Origin of the sequence: Bacillus lumedeiriae (assembly GCF_044891285.1) — a bacterium.
In the GTDB taxonomy this organism is placed as follows: Bacteria; Bacillota; Bacilli; order Bacillales; family Domibacillaceae; genus Pseudobacillus; species Pseudobacillus lumedeiriae.
Window position 1 is genome coordinate 1 of record NZ_JAUIYO010000019.1, and the last position, 17,175, is coordinate 17,175.

Consider the following 17,175-nt stretch of genomic DNA (forward strand, 5'->3'; position numbering starts at 1 on the left):
TCTTTTTATATAGATTTTTTCATTGCTTTTGGTGAGCGGCTAACGGTTGATCGGTCGTCAAGCGTCGTCAGTATGCTGGATAATAGTATGTTTAATCGTTTCAAAGAAATCATGCAGTTGATTCGGTAAGAAGGTTGACTGCTTTAATTTTTAAAACAAGAAATGTTACAATGGAACCGCATAAGTTGTACAATTGTATATTCAGGAAACAGAAATAGTTGTTAGTAAATGAAAGAGTATTTTTTGAGTACTTTGCCTGAATAAGATAGGAGGAGACAAGGATGGATATTGAGCTGAAAAGTTTCAAGAATTTATCCGACTTTGACAATATATTAGTAACGGATGCGAATGGGAAAGTGATCTTTTATGATTTAGCCGATCTCCAGGTGCTAAAAGAATTAGATCAAAGACCCGAAGATTTTATTGGGCAGCATGTCACGGATTCTTACAGAGATTTGACGGCTGAAAATAGTACCATCATGACGGTTTTAAAAACAGGATGGCCGATATGTGATGTGAAACAAGAAATCACAACGAAGAGAGGAAAGAGTATTGTCTCCGTCAATTCTACATACCCAATTAAGAAAGACGATAAAATTATAGGCGCTGTTGAATTTTCAAAGCATTTCTTTGAGAAAGGAAGTATCCAGCATTTAGATAAATACGCACGTCATAAGATTTATCGGAAAAACAATACGGTCTATACGATTGACGATATAATTACGGTTAATTCAAGCATGGAAGCGGTTAAAAGAAAAATCGAAAAAATCGCTAAGACGGATTCAACCGTATTGATCCATGGCAGAACAGGAACGGGAAAAGAAGTCGTTGCCCAAGCCATTCACAATTTAAGCGAAAGATACAACAAGCCTTTCATTTCTCTAAATTGCGGGGCTGTTCCGGCTAATTTATTAGAGAGCACGTTATTTGGAACGAATAAAGGAAGCTTCACTGGCTCAGAAGATATGCCCGGCTTATTCGAGCAGGCGGATGGCGGCACGTTGTTTTTAGATGAAATCAATTCTTTGGAGATCAGTCTGCAAGTCAAACTGCTGAAAGCGATTGAGGAAAAAACCATCCGAAGAATAGGCGGCAAAAAAAACATTATAGTAGATCTGCGGGTAGTTTCAGCAACAAATGAAGACCCGGACATTTTGCTTGAGGAAAAAAGGCTGAGGGAAGATCTATATTATCGTTTAGGTGTCGTTCAGATCGATTTGCCTAACCTGGCAGACCGAAAAGAAGATATTGATGTGCTGCTTGAACATTACGTTAACTTTTACAACAGCCACATGAATATTTTTATTGAGCATGTTCAGAAGGAAGTTGTAGATTGTTTTAAAACGTATGAATGGCCAGGAAACATTAGGGAATTGAAAAATGCGATAGAAACAGCTTTTAATAATGCAAATACGAATGAAATAACGCTGGAAGATATCCCGGCAAGAATCAGAAAATACAACCGCACCATCATAAGCGGTCAGCTAGAGCTTCAAGGGTGCTCTCTGCCAGAAGCCGTGGATGCGTATGAAAAAGGAATTATTGTCAGTGAATTACAAAAATCAAATGGGGTCATTGCGCAGGCTGCCAGACAGCTCGGTATTTCTAAACAATCCTTGAAATATAAAATGGACAAATATAAGTTGAGGTAAAAAGTTTTTACTAAAGAGGAGGAAATTTTCCCCCTCTTTTTGTTTTTTTCAGAAAAGATTTAAAGGTAGTGAGGATTCGACAAAATACCACAAAAGGTCTCGTTATGATTTCTTATAAAAAAATAATACTTAAAAAACCTTTTGTAATGCGCTTGTATTAGTGTTTTATTCATATTATGAAGATCGTTTTTATAAAAATGGCACGATAATTGCATTGATAAAATACAATGCTGAAATTATTATTTTAAAATTACGAATACAAGAGGGAGTGGTTCATCCCAGTAAGACTGAAGGTCCTCCTTAATAATCTATTTGCTGGAATATAAAACGTTAGAATATTTGTTTTAGGAAAGGAAGATGATAAATGAAGAAAAAGAATGGTTTATTCGTACCATCATCTCTGTATCGATGTTGATGAAGACGCATTTGAATACGGTGCCAAAATCTTTGCAAACGCTGTATTTAAGTTTTTAGCGTAAGGCATATGAGAAAAAAGCTTGAAGGAGGATTTTATGAAACCGATTTATTTTCTGGCATTAATTCCTGTCATATTTATATTTGGAGGCCCGTTTTGGGCAAATAGTATTGAACCATACATTCTAGGGATGCCATTGTTCTTCTTCTGGAACTTCTTTTCATTAATACTCGCATCTTTGGTAGCTTTTATCATTTATAAGTTTGATCCGGTGAATAAGGAGAGCGAAGAATAATGAATATAGCAATTATAATTATTTTTGGTTTCTTAGCTTTGTCACTTTACTTAGGAATCCGGGCAACACGAGGCAAAGATATGGATCTTGAACAATGGACAGTCGGCGGACGCGGGTTTGGTCCTATTTTGATCATGATTTTGTTAGCGGGTGAAATTTATTCCACATCTACTTTCTTAGGATCAAGTGGATGGGCATATGGGATTGGCGGCCCGGCTCTATATGGGATCGCATTTGCAGCTTTAGGTTATTTGTTTTCATATTGGATTTATCCAGCTGTTTGGAGTTATGGGAATAAACATAAGTTAGTGTCACAAGCTGACTTTTATGTGAAGAAGTACAACAGCCCGTTATTAGGTGTACTTGTTTCTATCGTTGGTGTTTTAGCTCTTATTCCATTTTTAATTCTTCAATTAAAAGGTTTAGGAATTATCGTTTCAACGACATCATATGGTTCGATTTCACCTACGGTTGCTATTTGGATTGGTGCGATTTCAGTTACTATTTATGTCATGATTTCTGGTGTTCATGGTTCCGTCTGGACAGCCGTTCTCAAAGATATCATGATCGCTTTAGTTGCTTTATTCCTTGGCATTTATGTTCCTCTTCATTACTTTGGAGGAATTCAGCCAATGTTTGAAGCGGTTAATGCAGCGAAGCCGAATTTTCTAACGCTTCCTCATCAGGGAATGGGCGCTTCATGGTATATCTCAACGATTGTTTTAACGACTCTGGGTTTTTATATGTGGCCACAAACATTTGGAGCTGCTTATACAGCACAAAATGCGAGAACCTTCCGTAAAAATGCGTTTATCCTTCCGCTTTACGGAGCATTATCTGTTGGAGCTATCTTTGTTGGTTATGCAGCGATTATCGTCGTTCCTGGTTTACAAGGACCGGAGATGGACCTTGCTTTACTGAAACTATCTATGGCAACGTTTGATCCTTGGTTTGTTGGAGTCATTGGAGCAGCTGGATTATTAACGGCACTTGTACCGGGTTCGATGATTTTAATGAGTTCAGCGACGCTGCTAGCTAACAATGTATACAAGCACTTTGCACCAGATGCACCAGATGCACGAATTATGAAACTTGCTAAGATTTTAGTCCCTGTTTTGGCGCTTATCGCTGTTTACTTTACCTTATCCGGAGGAAATACAATCGTTGCTTTGCTTTTAATGGGATATAACATGGTGACTCAATTATTCCCATCCTTTATTGTCAGTCTTTGGAAAAATAACTTTGTCACAAAACAAGGGGCGATTTCTGGGATCATTGCTGGTTTAGCTACGGTAGGATATACGACACTTACAAAAGCAACGATCGGTGCTCTATTCCCATCTCTGCCTCAAGTGGTTAAAGACATGAACATTGGATTGATCGCCCTTTTAATCAACGTAGTAGTCATGATTGTAGTGAGTCTTGTTACTCAAAAGTCAGTCGTTGCTGCCAAGGAAGAGTTGGAAACAGTTTAATTTTCGTTCCATTAGTAGTTACACATCGATGTAAAAAGTATTGTTCACAAGGGAAGTTGTCTCTAACCCCATTTGGAGTGAACTTCCCTTACAACATTTTTCAAAAAAATGGATGTGTTGCACTCTCGATACATTTCGTGATATAGAGAAGGACTAATGACAGAATCATCTGTCGTTCCCTTCTTTCTTATTGTATTCCTCCTGACAAAAAACCTGCTTTTTTAATATGAAAATTCAGTAAATTTAGATATTTGGCATAATAATTGCAAATGAATAGGTACATGAAGGAGGTGAATGAAGCGGATATGAACAGAAGTTTTTTAATAGAGACAAGGTGGTTATAAAAAAATGTAGAAAAAGGTGTGAGTAAAAGTGAAAAAGAGTACACGTGACAGTCTTACATTTGGTTTTGCGTTATTCGCGATTTTTTTTGGCGCAGGGAACTTGATTTTCCCGCCGTCCATCGGCTTAGCTGCCGGGGACAACTGGGGGGCGGCAATGATCGGTTTTGTTTTGACCGGGATTATCCTTCCGATTTTAGGTATTATTGCTGTTTTAAATTCCGAAGGGAAATTTGAAGTGCTCACAAATCCTATTAGTTCTTGGTTTTACAAGTTTTTTAATGTGCTAGTCATGGTAGGGATTGGAATGACGATTACGATACCGAGAACAGCGGCAACGACGCATGAGCTGGGCATTCACGCCTTATTCCCTCAAGTACCGTCGATTGCTACGATTCTTGTGTTTTTCGCTCTCAATTTTTATTTTGCGATGGATAAATCGAATTTCATTGATAAAGTAGGGAAGTTTCTGACACCGGCCTTAGTCGCTATCCTTCTTTTTATCGTAGTTAAAGGGACATTCGATCCGATTAAGGCACCGGCAGCGACAGGGCTGGAAAACCCGTTTTCTTACTCGTTTATTAACGGGTATCAAACAGGGGACCTTCTAACTGGGCTGCTTTGTGCATCTATTTTTTTCGCTGCTATTGTGGGAAAAGGCTATACTGAGAAGGCTGACCTGCGGAGAATAGCGGTTAACGGCACGGTCATCGCAGGATTGGGGTTATTAGTCGTCTATGGAGGATTACTGTACCTTGGAGCGACAGGCAGCGGAGTGTTTCCGAAAGATATTGACAGCACATCGCTTGTGATCGGGCTAGTTGATCAGCTTCTTGGCACATACGGCACCATCGCTTTATCTGTATGCGTAGCGTTAGCTTGTCTGACAACTGCTATTGGTTTGACAGCAGCATCAGCAGACTTTCTTAGCCAATTAACGAATCATAAAATCAGTTATCGCAATTTCGTCATTATTATTTCTTTAGCAGGCATTGGAGTGGCTACGCTTGGCGTCGAAAAAATTATTGACTATGCGCTGCCGCTGTTCATTGGCATTTATCCGGTATCCATTGTGCTTGTGTTTTTAGGAATATTCCGTAAATTTATTCCGAATGCAGGAGCCTATAGAGGAGCCGTCATTGTTACGATGATCATTAGTATATTCGAAACGTTAGCAATGTCGGGTATTGAGATTAAGCCTGTTACCCAATTTATTTCTTTCATTCCGCTCAGTGCAAGCGGTTTCTCATGGTTAATCCCATCGGTGATTGGTTTCATTGTTGGAACATTCATATACAAATATGGATCATCTAATAAGGATAAGATTGAAAACCGCGCCAGCTGATTTTTCGGGCTATTGTGATTCATAATTGACCCAATACGCAACAATCAGTAATGTGATGCGATCCATTTTCAGATCTAAGATCTGAAAATGGATCTTTTTGCGAAAAAGGAGGAGTAACGATTCTTCTTTTATGTCGTTTTTATCAATGCTTGTATTTTTTGGTACAATAATGATGGTCTATGTATGTGTCCATCCATCAATGTAGATGATGGGGAAGAAAAGCGGCCGTACATCATACCACTTTTTTCATTAATTTTACGTGACGTCTGGGAGGAACCATTATGTCAAAAACAATATATACAAACGGAGCCATTTATACACTCGATACGAATCAGCCGATCGTACAATCTGTCGTCGTGGAAGATGGCAAAATTATAGATATTGGATCACATGCAGATATGACTTTGCAATGGGGAAGAAATGAGGCGAAAGTGATCGACTTACAAGGAAAGATGGTGACTCCCGGCCTTGTTGACAGCCACCTTCATCTTTCAGGGGTCGCCTTTCAATATTTAGATTTGAATTTAATCGGTGTGACTTCTAAGAGAGAAATGCTGGAAAAAATAAAAGAAAGAGCGAATGCCACACCACCGGGGAAATGGCTGTTAGGCATTGGATGGGACGAGAATCTTTTTACGGACGGAACGATCCCGACTATACAAGAGTTAGATCATATTGCTCCTCATTGTCCCGTTTTCTTAAAGCGGGTTTGTCACCATGCGTTTCTCGTAAACAGTAAAGCGCTGGAAATGTGTAATTATCATCCTTCACTGGCTGTTCCAACTGGCGGAAGCATCATTCTCGATCCGGATACGAAAAAACCGACTGGATTGCTGCTGGAGTCCGCTTCCAAGCTTATTACAGAGCGCATACCAGAACGAACATATGAAGAATTAAAGGACGGACTAGAGCAAGCGATGAATCATGCGATACAGCGGGGATTAACGAGTGTTCATACGAATGATCCGCTTTATTTGGGCGGTTTTGATCAAACGTATAAAATGTATGATGAATTATTGAATAAAGAACGAAAAGGGCTGCGCTGCAACCTTCTGATCGATTATCCTTTTCTTAGCCGTCTAAAAGAAAGAGAAATGTATGCGGGATATGGAAATGATCGACTGCAAATCGGAGCAATAAAAATCTTTGCGGATGGCGCACTCGGAAGAAGAACAGCTCTGCTTTCAGCACCTTACCATGATGCACCGGGTCAATATGGGGAAGCGCAGCACAGTCAGGAAGAGCTTTACCAAATGGTAAAAGAAGCAAGAGCGTATTCGATGCCGATTGCTGTTCATACCATTGGCGATCAAGCCGTGGAAAATGTGTTGCAAGTACTCGATCAGTTTCCAAAAGTGAAGCAGCGTGACCGCATTATTCATGTATCTTTGCTGCGGGAAGATTTAATTGAGCGGCTGGCGGACCCAAATCTAGTAGCGGATATTCAGCCAAGATTTTTAGTTGGGGACTTCCCATGGGTACAAGACCGGCTTGGGGAGAAGAGAATTCAGTATTTATATGCGTGGAAATCGCTGCTTGCCGCAGGTGTATTATGCGGAGGGGGATCGGACGCACCAGTAGAGCCGGTGGATCCGCTGCTGGGGATTCATGCGGCTGTGACTCGACGCGCTCCTTCACAGTCTCATGATGGCTGGAATAAAAAAGAAAAAATCTCTATGCTTGAGGCCCTTAAGGTGTTTACGGTGGGCGGAGCTTATGCCACAAACGAAGAACACAAAAAAGGAACGATAGCAAGAGGGAAATTAGCCGATATGACGGTCTATTCGAACAACCTTTTATCGATGAATGCTCCAGATGAACTCTTAAATACCGATATTGAAATGACGGTTATCGGCGGAGAGATTGTTTATCAGAAATAAGCGTTAGAAGAGGATGCCCTGCAAAGAAGGCATCCTCTTTAGATTGTTGATCAATGCCTGCTTGTAGGGGGCAAATTAATCTTTCGGTATGGTTAAGTTAATTATTTAATCAAAAGAAGCATGAAATATCAATAAAATGAGAAACACAAGAGCCAATTTGAAATGTTGCTTTTTATCATTTCTCTTGAATCGTTTCAACCCTGTAAATAAGAGAAAAAATAAAAAAATACTAGCAAGGATTCCGGTAACATTCGTAAAGTCCCATTTAAAATCCGTTATGAATGCTAAATATCCATGCAAAGAAGCCGATCCGGTAGCTGCTAAGGCAAGAGACACATGCCACTTTCTCGTCAGCACTCCGAGAAATTGTAAGGAACTTTTTAATTGAAAGTGTCTCCATTTTATCATTTTTAATCGTTTCCACTTTAATAAAAGAAAAATGGGATAGATGGCAAAAACGGCGAAATACAAGACCATCGACGCAGATCCCAAAGACTCCATTATATCTTTATAATATTCATCTCCCTGTATCATGAACTGCGGATGATTAAAGGAAATAAGTAAAATTCCAATGAAAAATAAACAAATAGTTACGATTAAACAGGCAACGACAGTTCTTCGTTCTTTTGAATTTGGAATATAGCTTGATAAAAAGTAATGGTGTTTTCTTGTATTCTGTTTTGAATTCATCATATATACTCCCTAATCATTGAATGTAAAACGTATTGCCAGTATAGTCTACATACATGAAAATTTGATTAGAACGAGATGAATTTTGGCTAAATGTTTTTTTAGAAAATGGCTTTGTTAAACAATCTGTTGATTTCAACCCCAATCAACAAAGCGGTACAATTAATAATAGTCACTAATACATAGCCTAGAAAACAGCAACGAAGTTTATTTATTTGCATAAAATTACAGTTTCTGAAGATGATCATTAATCCCGTACTTCTGAATCTTTCTCATCAGGGTCGACTGCGGGATACCGAGTAATTTGGCTGCTTCTCTCGTTGTTTTTGCTTCTTGCAGCTTATGTTGAATGAAATCCTTTTCAATCTCGTCCAGATATTTTCTTAATGGTTTATTTACATCTTGGTTATGTTGGACTGTGAAAGAGGAGCCTTTATATTCTTGAATGTTATCGGGGAGTTCGTCAGCTTCGATTTGATCATGGTCCGACATGATTAACGCTCTTTCCACCGTGTTGGACAGTTCGCGGATATTGCCCGGCCATGAATAGGATTGCAGGACAGTGATGGCTTCCCTTGATAACGTTTTATTCATTTTATATTTTTTATTATACACATCGACATAATGCCGCAGAAGTAAAAAGATATCTTCCGGACGCTCCCGCAAGGCCGGAACTTTCATCGATAAAACATTGAGTCTGTAAAATAAATCGGCACGAAATTTGTTTTCCTCTGATAACTTTAACAAATCCTTATTCGTAGCGGCGATGATTCGCACATTCGCACTGTGAAGATATACTTCCCCAATCGGCAAATACGTTTTATCTTGAATTAATTGCAAAATCTTCACTTGCAAGTGTAAAGGAAGCTCTCCAATTTCATCCAAAAAGAGTGTACCGCCTTCGGCCACTTCTACGAGCCCGATTTTTCCTTTCCCAGATGCCCCGGTAAACGCTCCTTTCTTATAACCGAACAATTCTGATTCAAATAGACTTTCCGGAATCGCCCCGCAGTTTACTTGAATAAAAGGCTTATCATGCCGTTCACTTAATTTATGAATATAGTTGGCAAACACGTTTTTTCCACATCCGGTTTCCCCGGTAATTAATACCGAAGCATCCGAGACAGCGATTTTTTCTGCTTGACCGATCAGTTTTTTGAAGTGGGGTGTTTCGCCAATTAATGGATTTGTGCCATCGATTGTTTCGTTTTTAGTTTGTAAGTTCCGAAGCTCTTGTACATAGCGATTCAGAACAGCTTCTACTTCCGCGTGCTGCGTAGTAGAAAGCAAGTCCCGGTTAATGCTTCCCGCATGGGTCACGACCCACTTGATGCCCCCGCGTTCATCCCGAACGATATGCCCGCTGACGAGAAATTTTTGATGGTATCCTTTGATCGTTTGAATGATGGAGATCGACTCGTTTTTTTGTAAAACAAGCCGGTTCACAGAAGGAGAGAATAATCCTTGTTTTTCAAGATCCCAAACATTTTGTCCGATTAATTCCTCCCGCGTTTTTTTTAACATTTCACAGCTTGCTTGGCTCATCCAAACGGTGTTCCCCTTCGCATCTGTTATGTAAAATCCATCATTTAAAGAATCTAAAATTTCCAAAAGATTTTCTTTGTTCACGCCTATCACCGTCCAATTTCTTTTAAAGAATCAATCTTTGATCCATAAACAGATCGTAACAGAGAGAGGAAACGTATTCAATGATCCATTAATAAAAAAGTGAACCGTAAATGGATCAGAAGAAGCGATGTATAACTGAACAGTCTGACTTTTCGAGGAGAAATAGGCAAAATAAAAGGCTTTTTGATGAGAAAACATTTTTTTCTGTTGGCATAGATATTGCAATTATAGAATCGAGCATCAATTTCTTAGGGGAGTGATCACATGTATGCAGATGTAATTCTTCATAATGCTAAGTTTTATACGATGGACGAAACGGTGCCTGTAGCTAATAAACTAGCTATTAAAGATGGGAAGATTGTCGGAATCAACGATCAGGCGGAATCATTTAAAGGCGACGGTACGAAGGTTATGGATTTAGAAAATAAAGCTGTATTGCCTGGTATCATTGAAAGTCACGCTCATCCGTTAGAATATGCCGCTGAGTTATTGAAGCTTGATTTGCGGTATGAGTTCACTCCGACGATTGCCGATATTCTTCAAAAAGTGAAAGAAAAGAGTAAAGAGATTCCAAAAGGAGAATGGATTCTCGGCAATGGGTGGGATGATACGAGACTGAAAGATAAACGGTTTCCAACGATTGACGAATTAAGCGCCGCTGCTCCTGACCACCCGGTAATGTTAAAGCGTATTTGTAATCATAATGCGGTCGTCAACCGCAAGGCATTGGAAGTATGCGGACTGCTGATAAACCCTGCAGATCCTGCAGGAGGACGATTCCATAAAGATCCCGCCACGGGTCAATTTAGCGGGCTTGTCCAAGAAAACGCTGTCACGAAATTTGATGTACCAGCTTTTTCTGTAAGTGAACTGAAAAAAGCAATGGAACAAGCCCAGCAGCATTTCTTGAAATGGGGAGTAACAACCGTTCACGATATGGCCGTTAAGAAAAAGGAAATGCACATTTATCAACAAATGATCAATGAAAACACGCTTGTTTTAAAAGTGCGGCTCTGGTTATGGGCCTTAACGCAAATGGGCTGGGACGGAGTACAGGAAGAAACATTCACTATGGGAATTGAAAGTGGTTTCGGCAATGATCGTCTGAACATTCAAGGGCTCAAGTATATGCTTGACGGCAGTGTCGGCGGAAAAACAGCCGCTGTTTCAGAACCATTTGAGAACGATCCAGATAATATTGGGATTACGTATATGGATCAGGAAACAATTAATTGGCACGTTCGTAAAGCGATAGGCAACGATTTACGGGTATCTATTCATGGAATCGGTGACCGGGCGATCGAAATGGCGCTACAGGCTATTGAACAAGGCGGCGGACCGGAACAAATCAAATCCATGAGACACCGAATCGAACATGTTGTTCTTCCGACAACCGATCATTTAGAGAGAATCGCTAGAAATGATATCGTAGCTGCTTCTTCCGTAGGGTTTATTTATTCGATTGGCGACAGTTACTTAAGAAACTTGGGGGAGGAACGGACAAAGCGAATTTTCCCGCATGCTTCATTTAAAAAATATGGCATTTCTGCACCTGGAAACTCTGATATGCCGGTCTGCAGCGGGAATCCGTTATACGGGATTTATTCAGCAGCAGCCCGCAAAACAATTGAGGGGCAGCGGCTCGGCACAGAAGAAAAAATTAGTGTGGAAGATGCCATTAAAGCTTATACGATAGATGCTGCTTACAGCGGGTTTGATGAGAAAATCATCGGCAGTTTAACTGTCGGCAAATATGCTGATTTGATCGTACTTGATCAAGATCCTTTCGCTGTACGAGAGGACGACATAAAAAATATCACTGTTCAACTGACGATGGTTGAAGGAAAAGTCATGTATGAGTGTAAAGACGGCCAGGACGCCTTTTATACGAATGAAGAAGACAGAAAACTAGAATATTCAAAACTTTAAGGAGAAAGAGTTATGTTATTAATTTCACTGCCGCATGACATGGATGATCAATATGTTAAACAATTGGCCGATTTGGTTTATCCGATGGAAGTAGCCGTTGAGCCGGATTTAATGAGCCTGAATGTTCCGCTTGATAAGGTTGAAATACTCCTTACATACGGAGCGCAGGTCAATGAAACAACTTTGGAGTTAATGAAGTCACTGAAATGGATTCAAGTGTTTCAAGCGGGTGTGGAACAGATTCCGATGGAGGAACTGATGAAACGGGGGATTCTATTAACGAACATCCAAGATTTTCACAGCATCCCTCTTTCTGAGTATGTACTTAGTATGATTTTGTACTTCACCCGCGATATCCGAAAATATGAAAAGTCTCAAAGAATACAAGAGTGGAATCGGAAAGAAATGGATCAAGAAATATATGGCAAGACGGTAGCGATTTTTGGAGCGGGACGAATCGGTCAATTCATCGCGGAAAGATGCCGATTGCTGGGGATGAAAGTAATTGGGGTCAATACGAGCGGAACGATCAAGCCTCATTTTGATGAAATGTATACGATGGAACAAAAAATAGACGTGCTGCAAAACAGTGATTTCGTTGTTCTGCTTCTACCCGCAACAAAAGAGACGTATCACTGCTTTGGTAAAAAAGAATTCGAGGCGATGAAGAAAAGTGCATATTTCATCAACGTTGGCCGGGGAACATTAGTCAACGCAGAAGAACTAATCGAAAGTTTGAATAATAAAGACATTAAAGGAGCAGCGATTGATGTCACAGAACCGGAACCGCTGCCGGCCGATCATCCGCTTTGGAATGTGGAGAATTTGATCATTACACCGCATATCGCGGCGGTATCTAATCGCTTTTTTGACCGTGCCATTGAAAAGGTCGCTTTAAATTGGGAGGCATACAAACGAAATGAACAGCCTCCTTACTATATTAAGTTAGCAAAAGGATATTAATAAAATCCTTAATTCACAGATTAAAGGAGAGAGAAACCATGGGAAAAACGTATAAAGAAGAAGATGCTATCCAAGTAAAAAAATTTAAAAACTATGAGGAAGAGCGTTTGCACTGCAAACAGCGGCTGGCCGGCGCCTTCCGGATTTTGGCCCGCCGCGGATTTGATATGGGAGTAGCCGGCCATATTACTGTTCGCGATCCGGAGTTTACTGATCACTTTTGGGTGAACCCATTTACGACGAGTTTTAGCCAGATCAAAGTTTCTGACCTTCTTCTCGTCAATGATGAGGGCCGAATCGTTGAAGGGAAGAAGCCAATCAATCGGGCGGCTTTTGCGATCCATTCTCAAATTCATGCAGCGAGACCAGACGTAGCCGCGGCTGCCCATACTCATTCTCCGTATGGAAAAGTATGGTCAACGACGGGAAGACTGCTTGACCCGATTACGCAGGACAGTTGTGCATTTTATAAAGATCATGGCCTTTTTAACGATTATACCGGTGTTGTTCATGAGCTGGATGAGGGAAAGCGGATCGCGCAGGCACTGGGGGATTATAAAGCGGTCATTTTACAAAATCATGGATTGTTAACGGTCGGCCAAACAGTAGAGGCCGCGGTTTGGTGGTTCATTTTCATGGAAGAAGCGTGTAAGACACAAATCATGGCAGAACAAATCGGCAAACCGATTTTAATTGAAGAAGCCCATGCGGAGTTAACAGCTAAACAAATTGGATTCCCACTTGCAGGAGTAGGCAACTTCCATCCGTTGTACGATCAGATTTTAAAAGAAGAACCGGACTTCTTGGGGTAATCAGACGGCTCCCGGTTACTTACAAGGACTTGCTTTTTTGAATGACCGGGAGCCATAGAAAGGCGTTTGATCAATAGGATCATTCATTATTTTACTAAAGCAGCATTACAGAAGGGGACGAGAATATGATCCATTTAATTAATGAACAATTAAAAACAATAGAAGTATCTGGCATACGTGCCATTGCAAACAAAGCAGCAGCGGATCCAGATATTATTAATATGACACTGGGACAGCCGGATTTTCCTACTCCTGAAAAAATAAAATCAGCTGGAAAAAAGGCTATCGACGACAATTATACGACTTATACACACAACGCTGGTTTGCTTCAATTAAGACAAGCAGCCAGTGAGTACATGAACCGGCTGTATGGTCTTTCTTATCGCCCAGAGGATGAGGTGATTGTAACGATCGGCGCGAGTGAAGCGATTGATGCAGCCTTTCGTGCCATTTTAGAAGAAGGCAGTGAGGTTATTATCCCAGCACCGGTCTATCCGGGATATGTACCCACGATTACATTATGCGGCGCGGTACCCGTTTACATTGACACGAGGGAAACAGGCTTTAAAGTGACGGCTGCCATGATCGAGGAGAAACTCACGGAACGTACCCGCTGCATCGTTCTGTCTTATCCGTCGAATCCAACGGGATGTACACTCGATCAAGAAGAGATAGCGAAAATAGCTCATCTGTTAAAAGATAAGGATATCTTTATTTTGTCTGATGAAATCTATAGCGGACTCGTTTATGATAAAGATCATCATTCAATTGCCTCTGTTCCGGAATTGAGAGAAAAAACGATTCTAATTAATGGTCTTTCTAAATCACATTCGATGACGGGATGGAGAATCGGCTTCGTTTTCGGTCCTGCTGAGATTGCGGGTGAACTATTAAAAGTCCATCTATTTAATACGGTTTGTGCCAGCACAATCAGCCAATATGCGGCTATTGCAGCGTTAGCTGAGGAAATTGATGAAGTGGCACAAATGAAAGTAGAGTATAAAAGAAGACGGGATTACGTGTATGAACGTGCCGTTTCTATGGGGTTAGATGTAGTAAAGCCAGAGAGCGCGTTTTATTTATTTCCATCTATTAAACAGACGAATATGACCTCCCTTGACTTTGCTCTTCAATTATTGGAAGAAGCAAAAGTAGCCGTCGTACCAGGCAGTGCTTTTTCTGAGCTTGGAGAGGGCTATATCCGCCTGTCTTTTGCTTGTTCGATGGAGGAGCTGGAAGAAGGATTCAATCGGATAGAAAGATTTTTGAAAAAAATCGGTGTGCATGCAGCCGTTCATTAATCTGCCGGAGAGGTGGGGTATTTTGATCACGTGCTATAGCCGAACTGCCCGAATCCGCCGTGTAAGATGAAGTTGATTTAAAAAGATCTGGCCTCACCCTTAATATATCAGATGTGACGGATACTCATTCTCTGAACAGCAGGTATACGGTTGTGAGGCTGGACGCTTTAGCTGGGGCTTCTTATTTCCATAATGGGTGTATGGCTGCGTTTTTTATACTGAATATTTTAAATATTTTAACGGCATTTAGCTAATCAGTAACGACATTTTAGAAAGAGAAAAGAGGCGTTGTTTATGAAGCTTTATCACTTATTAGTCCTGGTTCCGCTTCTTGGAATGCTAGGCGGCATTGGGTTCGCCAATAGGGTCACACCTTATGTGTTTGGTTTGCCATTTTTGCATTTTTGGCTTGTTTTATGGGTGATTCTTACATCTTTTGTATTAATGATTATTTACCGAATGGATGAGGGTAAGAGGAAAGGGGATCATCAATGAATATTTCAATTTTTATCATAATAGGGTTTCTTCTCATTAGTATTTATTGGGCGATCCGTTCGAGCTATTCCAGTAAAGGACAGAAAATGAATATGGAACAATGGGCCCTTGGAGGAAGGGGAATGGGCACGTTAATTACATTCTTTCTTCTAGCAGGGGAGTTCTTTACGACGTTCTCTTTAACTGGACTAGCTGGAATGGCCTATTTCGGCGGGGTCTCGGCCTATTATTTTATGTGTTATATTGCGCTCGGCTGTGCGTTAGCATATTTTATCCTTCCGTTTATTCGAAAATACGCTCAGCAGAATCAGCTTATCTCGCAAGCAGACTTTTTTTCTTCAAAATATAAAAGTCCACTGTTAGGCGTTTTCGTTACCCTAGTCGGTGTGACCTCGATGATTCCTCTAATGGTCATCGCATTTAAAGGGCTTGGTCTGATTGTTTCCGAAGCTTCATACGGAAAAATATCTCCTTCTTTAGCGATTTGGGCTGGAGTCATCTCTGTTGTAGTGTATACAACCATTTCAGGTCTTCATGGTTCGTCGCGTGTGGCTTTAATCAAAGATATATTAACCTTTTCTGTGCTTGCTTTTATCGGACTTTATTTGCCTTTTCATTATCATGGCGGCATTCAGCTGATGTTTCAATCTATTCAGGAAATTAAACCGGAATTACTTATCTTGCCTGATCGGGGAATGAGTATTTCTTGGTTTGTATCGACTGTTTTATTCAGCACAGTAGGATTTTATATGTGGCCAAATGCTTTTTTATCTGTCTTTGCAGCGAAAAGTGACCAGGCTCTTCGTAAAAATGCAATTATGATGCCGTTTTATTCGCTTTTGCTGCTATTTTCATGTCTAGTGGGATTTGTAGCGGTTTTACAACTTCCTGGTTTACAAGGGGCAGCGGCGGATCTGGCTTTATTAAAACTGGCTATTCAAACATTTGATCCGTGGTTTGTTGGGATTATTGGTGCTGCTGGGTTATTATGCGCGCTCGTTCCTTGCTCAATCATTTTGATCACAGCTTCCACGATGTTGTCAAAAAATATCTTCGCCTTCTTTTTGCCGATGACAGAGACGCAACAAGCTAAATCAGCCAAATTTTTACCAATCGTTTTAGCTTTTATTGCCTTATATTTTGCTTTGCACGGAGGAAATACTTTATTAACTATTTATTTAATGGGATATAGTTTTATTACACAGTTATTTCCTGCTTTCATTTGCAGCCTATTCAAAAATAACTTTGTAACAAAACAAGGGGCTATAGCTGGAATGATAGCGGGAATGGGCACAGCGGCTTATGTCCATATCACGAACACAACAATAGGCGGCCTTTTCCCATTGATGCCACAGTTTATTAAAGATATTAACATTGGAGTGTTTGCTTTGGCGGTAAATTTTCTAGTGATGGCTACAGTGAGTGTATTGACAAAAAGGGTTCCTGCAATGGATGAACAAAGCAGTCAAGCAGGATAAATAGTTAATGGAGCTGTTCTAAAGTCATCTAACCGGTGACTTTAGAACAGCTTTTTTTAGGAATACGTTAAACAGACTTCTAGATGCTTATCCCATACCATTCTATCGACATTTCCAATTGTCACCTTTTTCAATGAAATAAATATAATGTAGTAGCAGCTTGTGTGCGTGTGCAATAGTTTATGTGCACGTATTGCAAGTTTATGCGCGCTGTCTAGTGGAGTAATCATGATTCCTCATTCGCTCCTGTCTATGTAGTCTGCAGCTCAACTCCTAAAAGTATCCATCACTCAAACCCTATTCAAGACAGGATGGTACGGGCTTTTTTCTCCTGTTCCTTCTTTTTTCACATGCGATTTTTTCTTTTAACAAAAGAATAAAACTGCGGGGGTAAAAGCCGGAGAAGTGGATATATTATATAGAAATGGGAAAAGTGAGGTTTGAACGGCGCCATACATAGAAAAGAGGAGGTGGA

The 17,175-nt window shown here is 40.4% G+C and carries 13 protein-coding genes; 11 read left to right on the forward strand and 2 right to left on the reverse strand.

The features are described 5' to 3' along the window. Positions 1 to 281: 281 nt before the first annotated feature. The 5 genes from QYG89_RS15250 (at position 282) to QYG89_RS15270 (ending at position 7,403) form a co-directional block, all read left to right on the forward strand. Complete coding sequence (locus QYG89_RS15250; protein ID WP_404318859.1) at positions 282 to 1,652, forward strand: sigma-54 interaction domain-containing protein; 1,371 nt, start codon at positions 282 to 284, stop codon at positions 1,650 to 1,652. A 512-nt stretch (positions 1,653 to 2,164) separates the two neighbouring features. Next, positions 2,165 to 2,362, forward strand: a complete 198-nt coding sequence (locus QYG89_RS15255) for a DUF3311 domain-containing protein (RefSeq protein WP_404318861.1) — start codon at positions 2,165 to 2,167, stop codon at positions 2,360 to 2,362. Beyond that, positions 2,362 to 3,837 (forward strand): sodium:solute symporter family protein, encoded by a 1,476-nt coding sequence (locus tag QYG89_RS15260; RefSeq protein WP_404318862.1) that lies wholly within the window; start codon positions 2,362 to 2,364, stop codon positions 3,835 to 3,837. The genes QYG89_RS15255 and QYG89_RS15260 overlap by 1 nt, the downstream gene beginning before the upstream one ends. 372 nt (positions 3,838 to 4,209) lie before the next feature. Beyond that, on the forward strand, positions 4,210 to 5,523 hold the full coding sequence (gene brnQ, locus QYG89_RS15265) for a branched-chain amino acid transport system II carrier protein (protein ID WP_404318864.1): 1,314 nt from the start codon (positions 4,210 to 4,212) through the stop codon (positions 5,521 to 5,523). 281 nt (positions 5,524 to 5,804) lie between these two features. Continuing rightward, positions 5,805 to 7,403 (forward strand): amidohydrolase, encoded by a 1,599-nt coding sequence (locus QYG89_RS15270; RefSeq protein WP_404318866.1) that lies wholly within the window; start codon positions 5,805 to 5,807, stop codon positions 7,401 to 7,403. 105 nt (positions 7,404 to 7,508) lie between these two features. On the opposite strand, the gene QYG89_RS15275 is transcribed toward QYG89_RS15270, so the two are convergent. Both QYG89_RS15275 and QYG89_RS15280 read right to left on the reverse strand, forming a co-directional pair. Then, complete coding sequence (locus tag QYG89_RS15275; protein ID WP_404318868.1) at positions 7,509 to 8,093, reverse strand: hypothetical protein; 585 nt, start codon at positions 8,091 to 8,093, stop codon at positions 7,509 to 7,511. Between the two features lie 225 nt (positions 8,094 to 8,318). Continuing rightward, complete coding sequence (locus QYG89_RS15280; protein WP_404318870.1) at positions 8,319 to 9,722, reverse strand: sigma-54 interaction domain-containing protein; 1,404 nt, start codon at positions 9,720 to 9,722, stop codon at positions 8,319 to 8,321. A gap of 264 nt (positions 9,723 to 9,986) precedes the next feature. Between QYG89_RS15280 and QYG89_RS15285 the strand changes: the two genes are divergently transcribed. From QYG89_RS15285 to QYG89_RS15310, 6 genes are all read left to right on the forward strand, one after another. Further along, positions 9,987 to 11,651, forward strand: coding sequence for an amidohydrolase (locus QYG89_RS15285; protein ID WP_404318872.1), 1,665 nt, complete (start codon positions 9,987 to 9,989; stop codon positions 11,649 to 11,651). Between the two features lie 12 nt (positions 11,652 to 11,663). Beyond that, positions 11,664 to 12,614 (forward strand): D-2-hydroxyacid dehydrogenase, encoded by a 951-nt coding sequence (locus tag QYG89_RS15290; protein WP_404318874.1) that lies wholly within the window; start codon positions 11,664 to 11,666, stop codon positions 12,612 to 12,614. A gap of 38 nt (positions 12,615 to 12,652) precedes the next feature. After that, on the forward strand, positions 12,653 to 13,426 hold the full coding sequence (locus QYG89_RS15295; RefSeq protein WP_404318876.1) for a class II aldolase/adducin family protein: 774 nt from the start codon (positions 12,653 to 12,655) through the stop codon (positions 13,424 to 13,426). Between the two features lie 125 nt (positions 13,427 to 13,551). After that, complete coding sequence (locus QYG89_RS15300; protein WP_404318878.1) at positions 13,552 to 14,727, forward strand: aminotransferase A; 1,176 nt, start codon at positions 13,552 to 13,554, stop codon at positions 14,725 to 14,727. A 294-nt stretch (positions 14,728 to 15,021) separates the two neighbouring features. After that, positions 15,022 to 15,222: a DUF3311 domain-containing protein gene (locus QYG89_RS15305; RefSeq protein ID WP_404318880.1), complete on the forward strand. Its 201-nt coding sequence runs from the start codon at positions 15,022 to 15,024 to the stop codon at positions 15,220 to 15,222. Next, positions 15,219 to 16,700 carry a sodium:solute symporter family protein gene (locus QYG89_RS15310; RefSeq protein ID WP_404318881.1) on the forward strand — a complete coding sequence of 494 codons (1,482 nt, stop codon included), beginning with the start codon at positions 15,219 to 15,221 and terminating at the stop codon, positions 16,698 to 16,700. The genes QYG89_RS15305 and QYG89_RS15310 overlap by 4 nt, the downstream gene beginning before the upstream one ends. Positions 16,701 to 17,175: the final 475 nt, after the last annotated feature.

What these genes read in the sequence shown, in the direction of transcription:
- QYG89_RS15275 (WP_404318868.1), bottom strand. Translation starts at nt 8,093, where the DNA reads ATGAATTCAAAACAGAATACAAGAAAACACCATTACTTTTTATCAAGC.
- QYG89_RS15250 (WP_404318859.1), top strand. Translation starts at nt 282, where the DNA reads ATGGATATTGAGCTGAAAAGTTTCAAGAATTTATCCGACTTTGACAAT.
- QYG89_RS15270 (WP_404318866.1), top strand. Translation starts at nt 5,805, where the DNA reads ATGTCAAAAACAATATATACAAACGGAGCCATTTATACACTCGATACG.
- QYG89_RS15260 (WP_404318862.1), top strand. Translation starts at nt 2,362, where the DNA reads ATGAATATAGCAATTATAATTATTTTTGGTTTCTTAGCTTTGTCACTT.
- QYG89_RS15310 (WP_404318881.1), top strand. Translation starts at nt 15,219, where the DNA reads ATGAATATTTCAATTTTTATCATAATAGGGTTTCTTCTCATTAGTATT.
- QYG89_RS15255 (WP_404318861.1), top strand. Translation starts at nt 2,165, where the DNA reads ATGAAACCGATTTATTTTCTGGCATTAATTCCTGTCATATTTATATTT.
- QYG89_RS15295 (WP_404318876.1), top strand. Translation starts at nt 12,653, where the DNA reads ATGGGAAAAACGTATAAAGAAGAAGATGCTATCCAAGTAAAAAAATTT.
- QYG89_RS15285 (WP_404318872.1), top strand. Translation starts at nt 9,987, where the DNA reads ATGTATGCAGATGTAATTCTTCATAATGCTAAGTTTTATACGATGGAC.
- QYG89_RS15290 (WP_404318874.1), top strand. Translation starts at nt 11,664, where the DNA reads ATGTTATTAATTTCACTGCCGCATGACATGGATGATCAATATGTTAAA.
- QYG89_RS15305 (WP_404318880.1), top strand. Translation starts at nt 15,022, where the DNA reads ATGAAGCTTTATCACTTATTAGTCCTGGTTCCGCTTCTTGGAATGCTA.
- QYG89_RS15300 (WP_404318878.1), top strand. Translation starts at nt 13,552, where the DNA reads ATGATCCATTTAATTAATGAACAATTAAAAACAATAGAAGTATCTGGC.